This is a genomic window from Rhodococcus sp. RD6.2 (assembly GCF_001040705.1).
Lineage (GTDB): Bacteria > Actinomycetota > Actinomycetes > Mycobacteriales > Mycobacteriaceae > Rhodococcus_G.
Genome location: NZ_CVQP01000010.1, coordinates 87419 through 100542, shown reverse-complemented (window position 1 = coordinate 100542; position 13124 = coordinate 87419). Strand labels below are relative to the sequence as shown.

10 protein-coding genes are annotated in these 13124 nt (G+C 69.8%); 6 read left to right on the top strand and 4 right to left on the bottom strand.

Features of this window, described 5'->3' with window-relative positions:
- Window positions 1–569: 569 nt before the first annotated feature.
- The 5 genes from RHCRD62_RS21405 (at window position 570) to RHCRD62_RS21385 (ending at window position 5273) form a co-directional block, all read left to right on the top strand.
- Window positions 570–1076, top strand: a complete 507-nt coding sequence (locus tag RHCRD62_RS21405; RefSeq protein ID WP_050066781.1) for a sigma-70 family RNA polymerase sigma factor — start codon at window positions 570–572, stop codon at window positions 1074–1076.
- A complete protein-coding gene (locus RHCRD62_RS25960) occupies window positions 1073–1810 on the top strand; it encodes an anti-sigma factor family protein (protein ID WP_050066780.1) in 738 nt (245 codons plus the stop codon). Before RHCRD62_RS21405 ends, RHCRD62_RS25960 begins: the two co-directional genes overlap by 4 nt.
- 76 nt (window positions 1811–1886) lie before the next feature.
- Window positions 1887–3587, top strand: coding sequence for a thiamine pyrophosphate-binding protein (locus RHCRD62_RS21395; RefSeq protein ID WP_050066779.1), 1701 nt, complete (start codon window positions 1887–1889; stop codon window positions 3585–3587).
- Window positions 3584–4240, top strand: coding sequence for a hypothetical protein (locus RHCRD62_RS21390; protein WP_050066778.1), 657 nt, complete (start codon window positions 3584–3586; stop codon window positions 4238–4240). The genes RHCRD62_RS21395 and RHCRD62_RS21390 overlap by 4 nt, the downstream gene beginning before the upstream one ends.
- Before the next feature lie 13 nt (window positions 4241–4253).
- Entirely contained in the window at window positions 4254–5273 is a 1020-nt protein-coding gene (locus tag RHCRD62_RS21385; RefSeq protein ID WP_050066777.1) for a 3-oxoacyl-ACP synthase III family protein, read from the top strand.
- 16 nt (window positions 5274–5289) lie between these two features.
- Here RHCRD62_RS21385 and RHCRD62_RS21380 read toward each other — a convergent pair whose 3' ends face one another.
- Window positions 5290–6285, bottom strand: coding sequence for a bile acid:sodium symporter family protein (locus RHCRD62_RS21380; RefSeq protein WP_050066776.1), 996 nt, complete (start codon window positions 6283–6285; stop codon window positions 5290–5292).
- Between the two features lie 75 nt (window positions 6286–6360).
- Between RHCRD62_RS21380 and RHCRD62_RS21375 the strand changes: the two genes are divergently transcribed.
- Window positions 6361–7230, top strand: coding sequence for a LysR family transcriptional regulator (locus tag RHCRD62_RS21375; protein ID WP_172671119.1), 870 nt, complete (start codon window positions 6361–6363; stop codon window positions 7228–7230).
- A gap of 1863 nt (window positions 7231–9093) precedes the next feature.
- On the opposite strand, the gene RHCRD62_RS21360 is transcribed toward RHCRD62_RS21375, so the two are convergent.
- The 3 genes from RHCRD62_RS21360 to RHCRD62_RS21350 form a co-directional block, all read right to left on the bottom strand.
- Window positions 9094–10209 carry an NDMA-dependent alcohol dehydrogenase gene (locus tag RHCRD62_RS21360; protein ID WP_050066773.1) on the bottom strand — a complete coding sequence of 372 codons (1116 nt, stop codon included), beginning with the start codon at window positions 10207–10209 and terminating at the stop codon, window positions 9094–9096.
- Window positions 10210–10248: 39 nt separating this feature from the next.
- The gene (locus tag RHCRD62_RS21355; RefSeq protein ID WP_050066772.1) at window positions 10249–11679 is read right to left on the bottom strand and encodes an aldehyde dehydrogenase family protein; all 1431 of its coding nucleotides are present in this window, start codon (window positions 11677–11679) and stop codon (window positions 10249–10251) included.
- Window positions 11680–12086: 407 nt separating this feature from the next.
- On the bottom strand, window positions 12087–13046 hold the full coding sequence (locus tag RHCRD62_RS21350; protein WP_050066771.1) for a DUF1648 domain-containing protein: 960 nt from the start codon (window positions 13044–13046) through the stop codon (window positions 12087–12089).
- Between the last annotated feature and the right edge of the window lie 78 nt (window positions 13047–13124).

Below are 13124 nucleotides of genomic sequence, written 5' to 3'. Positions count from 1 at the left end.
CTGCCCAGGCTCCTGGACCGAACCCACACCCGCAGCCGTCACATCCGCACCGCCATCTTCGCCGTCGCCGCGACCGCCGTGGTGGCGGCGGTCGGCTACGCGATCACCCTCATCCCCGCGCCGTCCGCCGGGCCGTCGTCGAGCATGCCGTTGGGGCCGTCGGCGCCCGTGACGGATCAGCCGATGCAACCGGCGGTCCCCTACCCGATGACGGCCGAGGTGTCGGTGATCGGGCAGGAGCGGGGCACGAGGATCGACGTGGTCGCACACCGCCCGGCACCTCCGGGTGGCGGTGTCGGCAACGAACGTTCCACGTACGCACTGGTTCTCACCGATCACACCGGAGCCCCGAGCACCGTCGCGACCTGGACGGCCGCGGCGGGCGAGTCGGTAACGCCGTCGGGTTCGACCGATCTACCGATGCTGTGGGTGGAGCGGGTCGACATTCGCTCGGTCGACACCGATCAGGTGGTGCTGACCGCCACCTTCTGATCGGTCGCCCGGTATCCGAATCGTTGCCTGCTGAACCGAACCCGCCCCCGTTACCGTGTACATGGCGGAGGTGCTGGATGCCGCAGGATCAGGCCGAGCTGATGCGTGTGCTCTATGCGGAGCACGCTGCGGCCCTGTGGCGGTACGCGATGCGACTGACCGGTGATCGGGTGCAGGCGGAGGACGTGGTCCAGGAGACCCTGCTGCGGGCCTGGAGGCGTCCGCAGATCCTCGATCAGCGGGAGCGTTCGGCGCGGGCATGGTTGTTCACCGTCGCGCGCAACCTGATCGTCGACGAGTTCCGGAGCGCGCGGTCCCGCCGCGAGTTCGGTACCGACGTGCCACCGGAGCAGGCGAGTCCCGACACGACCGACGCGGCGCTGGACTCGTGGTTGATCGCGGACGCGTTGACGCAGTTGACCCCGGACCATCGCGCGGTGCTGGTGCGGGCCTACTACCAGGGGATGTCGACGCGGCAGATCGCGGAAGCCCTCGACATCCCGGACGGAACCGTGAAGTCGCGGCTGCACTACGCGTTGCGGACGTTGCGCCTGACCTTGCAGGAGATGGGGGTGACACCGTGACCACCGATCTGGACCCGTTCGCGCACTGGGACGCCGCCTACGTGCTCGGGGCCCTGGACGCCGACGACCGCCGAGCCTACGAGCGGCACCTCGACGACTGTGACCACTGCTCGATGGCGGTTGCCGAGGTCGCGGGCGTTCCCGCGCTGCTGGGCCGGGTGCCTGCGGCGACCGCGCTGGAGTTGGATCGTGCTCCGCGCGGCCTGCACTCGGACGTGGCGGGTGAGCCTCCACGCGACCTGTTGCCGAAGCTGCTCGAACGGACCCGGCCGCCACGCCGGTGGGGACGGGTGGGGGGAGTCGGGGTGGGTCTGGCCGCGGCGGCGGTCGCGGTGGTGGTGGCGGTGTCGGTGCTGCCGACCTCGCCGACCGGTCCGTATCCGGGTGCACCGCAGGGCCCGTCGGCGCCGGCGGGCGCGCAGCCGATGGCGGCGGTGGTGCCCAGCCCGCTGACCGCGGAGGTGTCGGTCAGCGCGCAGCAGTGGGGCACCCGGATCGACGTGGTCTGTACCTACGAGGAGCCCTCCGATGGGGGCTACGGAACCGACAGGTCCGAGTACGAACTGCTGCTGACCGATCGGTCGGGTGTCACGACCAGCCTCGCGACGTGGTCGGCCGCGGCCGGGCAGACGGTGACCCCGTCGGCGACGACGAGCGTCCCGATGCTGTGGATCGACCGCATCGACATCCGTTCGGTGGACACGGATCAGGTCCTGCTGACCAGAGCTTTCTGACCGTCGGTGAACCGTTCGACACCTCCTCTCGTGTTCACGGTGAGGCACTGGGTCGGGCGGCAAGGGAGGTGGGTCGATGACGGTGGGCGCAGCCGCGGTGAGGGTGGTGGACCGCCTCGTCGACGCACTCGCGGACCGTGGGGTCCGGTACGTGTTCGGTGTCGACGGCGCGAACATCGAGGACGTCTACGACGCGCTGGCCCTCACCGCGGCCCCGATCGCCGGGATAGTCGCCAAACATGAGTTCGCGGCGGCGACGATGGCGGACGGTGCGGCCCGCAGCACCGGCGGCCTCGGCGTCGTCGCGGCCACGTCCGGTGGCGGTGCGCTGAACCTGGTCGCCGGCCTCGGGGAGGCATCGGCCTCTCGGGTACCCGTGCTCGCGCTCGTCGGGCAGCCGCCGACAACGCTGGAGGGTCGCGGCGCCTTCCAGGACTCGAGCGGCCTGTCCGGCACCATCGACGCGGTCACGCTGTTCGCCCAGGTGTCGCGGTACTGCGCGCGGGTCGAGCGCTCCGAGGACCTGGACGGGCATCTGAGCCGCGCGGTGTCGGCGGCGATTGCAGGCGGGCCCGCGGTGCTGCTGCTGCCGAAGGACGTTCAGCAGGCCGCGGCTGACCCGTGGTCGCCCGGCTCCATCGCACCCACCGCCGCCGTGGACGCACCGGACATCGGGGCACTCGCCGCGGCACTCGATCGGGCGCGGCGTCGCGGCAAGATCGTCGTCCTCGCCGGGGACGAGGTGGCCCGCGCGGATGCGCGCGACGAACTCGCCGACCTGGTCCGGGTGCTGGACGCGTCGGTCGGGGTGGCACCCGACGCCAAGGACGTCGTGGACCCGGGCACCCGAGGCTATTGCGGCGTCGCCGGCGTCATGGGACACCCGGAACTCGTTGACGCCGTGCGGTGTTCGGAGCTGTGTCTGCTCGTCGGAACGCGGATGCCGGTGCTCGCCCGCATCGGTCCGGACGAGCTGCTACGGCGGGTGGCAGTGCTTTCCCTCGGCCACGCGCCTCCGCATCTGCCGTCCACCCACACGGGCACCGGTGACCTGCGGGCAGCGCTGCGCGCCCTCGTCGACGCGTTCGCGCCGGTGCCCGCCGCGTCCTCGAACCGCGACGTCCACCGGCCGGCGGCCGTCGCGGTGCCACCCTCCCACGGACCGGGCCTTCGATACCGGGACGCGGCCGCCGTCCTCGACCGGCACCTGCCGGACGGGGTGGACGTGTTCGTCGATGCGGGCAACACCGGTGCGGCGATCGTGCACCACCTGCCGGTGCGACGCGGCGGCCGGTTCGTCGTCGCGCTCGGTATGGGCGGAATGGGCTACGCGTTCGGTGCGGGTATCGGGTCGGCCTTCGTGCGGGGCCGCCGCACCGTGGTGATCGCGGGCGACGGTGCGTTCTTCATGCACGGCATGGAAATGCACACCGCGGTGCAGCATGCGCTGCCCGTGACGTTCGTCGTCTTCAACAACAACGCGCACGGCATGTGCGTCACCCGCGAGCGGTTGCTGTACTCGGATCGATACAGCTTCAACAGGTTCGAGAGTTCGCACCTGTCCGCGGGCGTCGCAGCGATGTTCCCGGCCGTACCGGCGTACCTCGCGGGAACCGTCGCCGACCTCGACGCGGCGCTGTCCGCCGTCGCGGAGGTGCCGGGGCCCGTGTTCATCGAGGTGCTCTGCGACCCCGACGAGATCCCGCCGTTCCTGCCGTTCCTGCCGCCCGCAGAGGCCGACCGGTCCGACACCCACGACTCCGGAGGAACCCCGTGACCGAACCCCTTGCCGCCCTGAGCGACATCCCGCCGGACGCGTTGCCCGCGGTGCACCGCATCGAGAACACCCCCGCGGAGGAGGCGCACCCGATGATTGCCGAGATGGTCCACTCGGTGTACCCGCACGACCAGATCTACGGCGACTACTGCACCCTGCAAGGTTTCGTCGCGGCGCCGGCCCGGCAGGTGTACGACTACCTCGCGCACACCCGGAGTCTGGAGGAGTGGACGTTCAGTCTGCGCGGCTTCGCTCCTGTCGGCGATGACGGCCTGTGGCTCGGCAAGGACCTCCTTGGCAACGGCGACACCGACATCTACACCCGAACCCGCGCCTGCCCGGACGCGATGACCGTCGACTACCACTGCGCGTGGGACCAGGGTGAGCACCTGTGGATGATCTACCTGATGCGGGTGGTCGACGCGCAGGTGGTGCTCGACAAACCGGGTTCGGTGGTGCTGTGGACCAACTGTCACCACCCGTTCTACGACCGTAACCCGTTCCCGGAGAAGGCGCTTCCCGGTCGTGACGCGTGGGTGGGTGACTACTGGGACGTCTTCTACCCCGGTCACCGGCTCGAGCTGGACAATCTGACGCAGATCTGCGAGTACCGGCATGCGCACGGTCTGCCGTTGACGCCCGCCGGGCTGTGAGAGGAGGCATGCCGTGAAGACCGTCAGTCTGGTGGACGTCGCCTCGTACCTTCCCGAGAATCGTGTCAACGCAGACTATTTCGCCCAGTTCGCGGCGCCGAGCCGGCTCGCGAACAGCCCGATGTTCCGGCCACCCGCGCACCGGCACCACGTCGCGGACGGGGAGAGCGCCATCGACATGGCGATGCGCGCCGTCGCGCCGCTGGTAGCGCGGTCCGGGGAGGACGCGGTGCGCGGCGTTGACGCGATCCTCACGCACACTCAGCTGCCCGACCTGCCGTTGCAGGGATGCGCCGGAGAGCTGGCGTATCGGCTCGGCGCGAACCCGGAATGGGTGCTGGACGTGCACAACAGTGGGTGCGCGGCGTTCCCGTACATGATCAAGCTGGCACGTCAGCTGCTCCAGCAGGACGGTGCGCGGTCGGCGCTGATCGTCGCGGTGCAGAACGCGGCCGGTCAGGTGTTCACGCAGACCGAGGTCCGCTCGCAGCCGCAGGCCGCGATCCCCGGCGACGGTTGTGGCGCCGGGCTGCTCGTCGTCGACGATCGGGCGCCGGTCCTCGCGACGGCGTGCCGGTCACAGGGCGAGTTCGCGCCGTCGCCCGCCGACGCGGACGTCGACCCGCCGCGCAAGTACTGGGAACCCGGTCCGGGTCAGTTCCGGATTGCGTTCAACCAGAACAAGATCGCCCGCGTGTACGCCCGCGGAAACCGGATGGTGCCGGAGGTCGCGCACGACGTGTGCCGTCAGGTCGGGGTCGCGCCGGACGAGGTGGACGTGTTCGTCACCAATCAGCCGAACCGGCTGTTCCTGCGGAACTGGCGGGAGGCGATGCAGCTTCCGCCCGAGCGGCATCCGGACACCTTCGACGAGTGCGGCAACCTGTTCGGCGCGGGCATCCCCGTCACTCTCGACACCGAGAACCGCGCGGGCCGCATCCCGAATGGTGCGCTGGTGGTGATGTCGGCCTTCGCGCACGCGGGCGACTTCGCCGGTGCCGCCGCCGTCCGCTGGGGCGCCGCCCCGGTCTGACCCAACCCACACCGGGTCAGGCCGCCGTCGCGACCTCCAGGTCGGGGTCGGTGCGCTTCGCGTACCGCTGTGCGAGCGCCGCGCAGACGATCAGCTGAATCTGGTGGAAGATCATCAGCGGCAACACGATCAGCCCGATCGGCTGGCCCGCGAACAGCACAGCCGCCATCGGCAGGCCGGTGGCGAGGCTCTTCTTCGACCCGCAGAACAGGATGACGATCCGGTCGGGCAGCGAGAACCCGAGGGCCTTGCCCGCGTACGCGGTGGCCGTCATCACGACCGCGAGGATCAGGCAGCACACCGCGACCAGCGCGACGACATTCCAGGCGGACAGCCCGTCCCACGCGTGCTCGACCATGCCGGCGCTGAACGCGGCGTAGACGACGAGCAGGATCGAGCCGCGGTCGACGAGTTTGGTCGGCTCGGCGTACTTCTGCAGGAATCCCGCGACCCGCGGTCGGATCAGTTGTCCGAGGAGGAACGGGATCAGCAGCTGCACGACGATGTCGACGATCGACGACGCGTCGACGTGCGCCTCGCCGGTGGTGTTCATCAGCAGGATCACCAGTAGCGGCGTGACGAACACGCCGAGCAGGTTGGACATCGACGCGCTGACGATCGCCCCGGCGACGTTGCCGCGGGCGATGGAAGTGAACGCGATCGACGACTGCACGGTCGACGGCACCAGGCACAGGTACAGCACGCCGGTGTACAGCTCCTCGGTGAGCACCGACGGCACCAGGATCCGCAGCGCCAGGCCGATCAGCGGAAAGAGCATGAACGTCGCGGCGAACACCACCGAGTGCAGTCGCCAGTGCCGCAGGCCCTCGAGTGCCTCGCGGGGGTGCAGGCGGGCGCCGTAGAGCAGGAACAGGAAGGCGATGGCGATCTTCGTGGCCCATTCGAGCGCGGTCGCGCCGGCGCCGGAGGCCGGGAAGATGCTGGCGAGTACCGCGACCACGATGATCGACAGGATGAACCCGTCGACGTGGAACCTGCTCAGAAACCTCACCCGACCACGGTAGGGCGACCACCGCGTATCGGAAAAGTCGATGAGACCAATTATTCGCATCGAGAGACGTGATAAATGTCGGGGATGCTGGATCCGGTGTTGCTCCGTTCCCTCGTCGCCGTCGATCGCGAAGGCGGGTTCACCGCCGCCGCGGCGCGGCTCGGCCTGAGTCAGTCCACTGTCAGCGGGCACGTGGCGCGACTCGAGAAGTCCGTCGGCCGGGAACTGCTGCGCCGCGACACCCGCAACGTCGAACTGACCGCCGACGGTGCCGCGATGCTCGGCTTCGCGCGCACCATCCTCGACGTGTCACAGCAGGCAGAGGCGTATTTCGCGGAACCCGACCTGTCCGGGCTGCTGCGGTTCGGGGTCTCCGACGACCTCGTCGCCGCCGAACTGCCCGAGGTGCTGTTGGAGTTCCGGCGCAGTCACCCGCGGATCGACCTGGAGCTGACGGTCGGGCTCAGCGAGACATTGGGGGCGAAGGTCGCGGCCGGTGAACTCGACCTCGCGTTCGGGATGCGCCGGCCCGGGGAACGGCACGGGGAGCTGGTGTGGCGCGACCGCCTCGTGTGGGCGGGATCTCCCGAGAGTGAGGTCGTCGATCCCGCCGCGGGTCCGGTGCCGCTGGTGACCTATCCCCCGCCGAGCATCACCCGGCGGGCGGCGATGGAGGCGATGGAGCGGGCGGGGCTCGTGTGGCGGACGACGTGCGTGACGGACAGCCTGCTCGGCCTGCGCGCGGCGGTGCTGGCTGGTCTCGGGTACATCGTGCACGCCGAGTCGATGCTGCCGGACGGCCTGGTGCCGCTTCCCGGCCACGCCCTGCCCGACCCCGGCGACGCCGACTTCGTGGTGATGCGCCGCCCCCGGCCCGCGACCGGGCCGGAGGCCGCGCTGACGGCGCTTATCGTCGCCAGCGAACGCCGCCTGCGCCGCAGCTAGGTCCGAATCACCCAAGCGAGCGGGACCCACTGCGGCAGGGCCGCAGCGCGGTGGGGATCCTGCCTCCGGTCGTGTTTAACGCTGTGACCTGCAAAAATTGGAATCCGATTCGGCCGCAGGACTGGCCGATTCGCCCTAGTCTGGCTCGGTTGGAGGCGCCGTGCCGGGTATGGGCGCCCCGGTCCCACATTCGAACGAAGGAAGTCGCATGTCTCGAAATCTGGCGCGCCGCGGCGCGTCCGTCCTGGTCGCGGCGGCTGTGCTCGGCGGTGGCCTGGCCCTCGGTGGGGGCACGGCGTCGGCCGCGGAGCCCTACCCCGACTCCGACAATTGGATCGTTGATTTCATTCTTACCCCACTGGTTGCCCAACTGGGCAGCGCTGAGGGCCCCATTCAGTCGGGCAGCGCTGCTGTGGGCAGCGCTGACTCGGGCAGTGGTGCCATGGGCGAGGGCAGCGGCTGCAACGGGTGGTACGAAGGGTACGAAGGGGCGATGGGTCCTGGCTGTCTTGGTCCTATCCGCGTCCTCCCCGACGAGGTCTTTGAGTCGTAGTGCGCGACTGGCTGAAGTCCCTTCCCGGCATTTCCAGTTGGGGCACCTCTCGCGATCCCTGTTGTGGGAGTGGGAGAAACGCCCTAGGGCCGAATCACGCAAGTGAGCGGGACCGACGGCGGCAGGACCGCAGCGCGGCAGGGGGTCCTGCCGCCGGTCGTGTTTAACGCCGTGAACTGCGGAAACTCGGGTCCGATTCGTATGCAGGACTGGCTGATTCGCCCTAGTCTGGCTCGGTCGGGGGGCGCCGCGTCGGGCGGGGGCGCCCCGGTCCCACACATTCGAACGAAGGAAGTTGCATGTCTCGAAATCTGGCGCGCCGTGGCGCGTCCGTCCTGGTCACGGCGGCTGTGCTCGGCGGTGGCCTGGCACTCGGTGGGGGCACGGCGTCGGCCCAGGAGACCGACCCCGTCTTCGGCAGTTCCGTCGCAGAATTCGGCCAATTCATCGCCGACGTCATTCTTCCCCCCATTCTTGCCCCATTGGGCAGCTCTGAGCCCGGGTCTGGCAGCGCCGCTGTGGGCAGCAGCGAACCCTGCCAGAGCTGGGTAGAAATGGGGGTAGACAGCCCTGGCTGCATATTCTCCTACCGCTACCTCCCCACCGAGCTTGCTTCCCTGAGTTAGGGCACTTCTCCCAATCCCTGTTGCGGGAGTGGGAGTGGGAGACACACCTCCTCAGGTCCGAATCACCCAAGTGAGCGGGCCCGACGGCGGCAGGACCACCGCGCGGTGGGGGTCCTGCCGCCTGTCGTGTTCAACGCTGTGAAGTGCGGAAGCTCGAATCTGATTCGGCTGCAGGACTAGCTGATTCGCCCTAGTCTGGCTCGGTCGGGGGGCGCCGCGTCGGGTGTGGGCGCCCGGTCCTCACACTTTCGAACGACGGAACTTGCATATCTCGAAATCTGGCGCGCCGCAGCGCGTCCGTCCTGGTTGCGACGGCTGTGCTCGGCGGCGGCCTGGCTCTCGGTGGGGCCACGGCGTCGGCCGCGGAGCCCAACCCCTACGCCGGCGACCTGTTCGAGGAGGTCGTTACAGCCCTTCTTTCCCACTGGGCAGCGCTGCGGGCCCCGTTCAGTCGGGCAGCGCTGCTGTGGGCAGCAGCGAGTCCTGCGAAGGGGTCTGGGAAGGGGTGGACCGTCCTGGCTGTTTCTTCGACTTCCGCATCCTCCCCACCGAGCTGGCTACCCTGAGTTAGGACGTGTCTCCCGATCCCGATGCGGGAGTGGGAGATACACCCCGGGTGGACGCCCGAAAGCACCGCCGGGCCCTGTTCGGCCCGACGGTGGTGGAGCGTCCGCACGCGCGGGATCAGAAGACGATCACCCCGCGCAGGTTTCGACCCGCGTGCATGTCGTCGAAGCCCTGCGCCACCTCGTCGAGGGTGTAGGTGGTGGTGACGAGGCCGTCGAGTTCGAGCTTGCCGGCGGTGTACAGGTCTACCAGCCACGGGATGTCGGCGCTCGGGGCGGAGGCGCCGAACAGTGAGCCCTGCAGGCGCTTCTGGTACAGCGTCAGCTCCATCGGGCTGATCGGGATGCCGACGTCGGTCATCTTCCCGAGGCCGGTGACCACGCAGACGCCGGCCTTGCGGATGGCCGAGAACGCCTGCGCGATGTGGTCGCCGGTGGTCACGCCGACGGTGACGATGGCCGCGTCGGCGCCCTGACCGTTGGTCAGCGAGCGGGCCACCTCGGTGGCCTCTTCCATCGTCGAGAACGCCTGGGTGGCACCGAACTTCAGCGCGCTGTCCCGCTTGAACTCGATCGGGTCGACCGCGAGGATGTGCGCCGCGCCGGCATGCGCGGCGCCCTGCACGGCGTTGATGCCGATGCCGCCCACACCCATCACGATCACCGTCTGGCCGGGGTAGACCTGCGCGGAGTTCACCGCGGCGCCCCAGCCGGTGCCGACACCGCAACCGAGCAGGCACAGCGTCTCGAGGGGCAGGTCCTTGTCTACCTTGACGGCAGAATCGGTACTGACGGTGGTGTATTCGCTGAACGTAGACAGCCCGCAGGTCTGGGCGACCGGGGCACCGTCGAGGCTCAGGCGGAAGCTCGTTGGATCGTCCGGGCGGCTGCCGGTCATGATGGCCGCGCCACGGTCGCAGAGGTTCTGCATGCCCTTCGCGCACCAGCGGCACCTCCCGCAGCCGGCAACGAACGAGAAGATGACGTGGTCGCCCTCGGTGAAACCGGTCGTCTCCGGACCGACCTCGACGACGATCCCAGCGCCTTCGTGGCCACCGCAGATCGGATAGACCCCGACGGCGTGGTCGCCCTTGGCGACGTGGTCGTCGGAGTGGCACAGGCCCGAGGCGACCATCTGGACGGTGATCTCGCCGCGCCGGGGCGCGTCCAGGTCCAGCTCCACGACCTCGAATCGGCCGGGCGTGCTGCGGATGACGGCACCGCGTGTCTTCACGGGTGAATCCTTTCTGAAAAGTGTTGTGGCGAACGGTGTCTACGGGGTGACCTGGGCGGCCATCATGGCGCGGAACTGCTCGGTGTACGGCGGCATCATGCCCCAGTCGCCGCGCAGGTCCGGGCCCGCGGACTCGTAGACGGCGCGGGCGTGGCTGAACTCGAGGAAACCCTCGCGACCGTTGTAGTGGCCCATGCCGGACCCGCCGACACCGCCGAACGGGGCGTCCTGCAGGCCGGGGTGCATCATCACCTCGTTGATCGTCACGCCGCCGGACAGGGTGCGGTCGACGACGGCCTCCTGCTCGGTGACATCGGTGCCGAAGTAGTACAGTGCCAACGGCTTCGGTCCCGCGTTGATCGCGTCGATCACCTCGTCGATCGCGTCGTAGCCGAGCAGCACGACGGCGGGTCCGAAGATCTCCTCCTGCCGTATGACGGCGTCGGCGGGCGGCTCGATCACCATGCGCAGCGGGCGGCGGCGGCCGGTGGCGGGCATCGGAACGTCCGGTGCGGACTCGACACAGGCGCCGCGCTCGACCGCGTCGGCGACGTAGCCGTCGACCCGGGCGACGTGCCGGTCGTTGACGATCGCGACGGCGTCGGCATTGTCCTCGATCGTCGGCAGCAGCGCGGTGTACGCCTCGCGCAGTGCGGCGGTGAAGTCGTCGAGCCGGTCGCCGGGCACGTACACGGTGTCCGGGCTGACGCAGATCTGGCCGCCGTTGGTGGCCTTGCCTACCGCGATGCGGTGCGCGGCGTCGGCGAGGTCGGCGCTTGCGCCGATGATGGTCGGGGACTTGCCGCCGAGCTCGAGTGTGACGGGCACCAGATTCGTTGCGGCGTTGGCCATCACCAGCTTGCCGACCGCGCTGCTGCCGGTGAAGACGAGGTGGTCGAACGGCTGCGACGTCAGCGCGTCGGCGACGTCGGGGCCGCCGGTGACGACGGCGACCTCGTCAGGGTCGAGCAGGGCGGCCACCGCGTCCGCGAGCACGCCGGCGGTGCGCGGCACCAACTCGGACGGCTTGAGGACTGCGCGGTTGCCGGCGGCGAGCACCCCGGCCAGCGGGCTCAACAGCGTGTACACGGGAGCGTTCCAGGTGCCGATGATGCCGACCGAACCCTTCGGCTGGTGCAGCACCCGCGCCGTCGCGCCGAGCTGATCGTAGGGCGCGAAGACGGGCCGCTCGTCGGGCGCCATCCACGTCTCGAGGTTGTCGCGGGAGTACTTCAGCGCGGTGATCGAGCCGACGACGTCGTTCATCAGCGAGTACCCCTCGGGGCGGCCGCCGAAGTCGGCATCGAGGGCCTTGGCGATGTCGTCGGCGCGGGCGACGAGCAGGTCGATCACCCGCTGGATACGCGCCCGGCGTTGCTCCGCAGTTGTGGGTCCGGCCGCGGTGTGGGCCCGGTGCTGACGGTCGAGAATCGCCGAGATCTGTTCTTGCGCAGCGCTGTTGCGTTCCATTGCCCGGACGCTAGGACGTGTGCCAGGTCAGGTCGGGTCCGGTCCCGGTGAGTGGGACCGGTGTTCCCGCGATCAGGCAGATCCCGTCGGCGACATCCGTGTCCGCGACGGCGCCCTTGCGCGTGACCGCGGGTGGCGATCACGCGCAAGGACCCCCTCTCGTGACGGGAGGCCCGTCACGTCTCGACTGCTGGCCGGGCGAGGACGGTACCGACCCCCGGCGCACCATCAACCGATACCGTGCCCGTCCGAGCAGCGAGGTTCCGGCCCGAACGGACTGATGCCGGTCCGGCCACCCCAGCGAAGACCCTTCCCGCGTCTCCGCGTGACTGACGCTACTCGGGGCGGGGTCACCGCGCCGCGCTTTGTGATCAATAACCGGTCAGCCGGTATCGGTATCGGTATCGCTAGAGCCGCCGGTCCGCGAGCGAGTTGAGGGCGCCGGCCATCTCCTCCGCCCGGTCGGTGGTGACGGTCAGCCGCTGCCCGTTCGCGGCGGTGAACACGAGTGCCGGTCCGGTCTCGGTGACGACGCCGTAGTTGCCGCGGCCTTTGACCCGAAGCCCCCAGCCGCCGAAGTCGCGGAACGGTGCGATCTCGGTGACCTTTGCGCCCTCGAGTTCGTCGACGCCGTAGCCGACCGCGCACATCCCCATGTTGAAGACCCGCAGTCCGGCCTCGTCGACCACGACGCGGAAGCGCAGCAGCCCGACCACCAGCAGGCAGACGGGGAGGAACACCGCGAGCATCCACCACGATCCGGCGAGGCGGCACAGGCCGACGGTGACGAGCGCCCCGATGCCGATCAGGACCGCGGTGGTGCCGGTGCCGAGCCCGACGGACGCGACGATCGGGACGTCGACGGGTCCGCGAGGCAGGCGGGCGTCGGGACGCTCGGTCGCGGGTCGGCGGTCTCGGTGGTCACGCAGCAGCGACGCCCCGAGCAGCCCGACCGCGCCGCCGACGAGGATTCCGACCGCGATGGACGTCGTCGACAGGTCGGCGTCGGCGGGGTCGGCGATGTCGAGGTTCGCGGACATCAACGCAAGCCACAGGGCGAACATCAGCCCGGTGACGGCGGAACCGACGATCAGCATGGTCCGCCGCATCATCAGCAACGCCTGGCCCAGCGCGGCGACCGCGCTGCAGCCGCCGCCGACGAGGACGATGACCAGCACGAACGTCCAGGACGCGGACGATGTGGCGGTGAAGCCGTCGGCGGTCCCCCCGCTGAAGTGGGTGGCGATCTCGGAGGGCAGACGCGACTTCCATGCCTGCGCGGTGACGAGAACCGTCACGGCGGCGGCGACGGGAACGAGTACGCCGAATGCGACGCCTGCCGGATCGAACGTTCTCGCTTCGCTCATGGCCGCCGATTCAACCAGGCGATCCGAGGCCCGCGGCGTGGTACCGGGGCCACGGCTCGTCGAGCACGGCGACCGGCC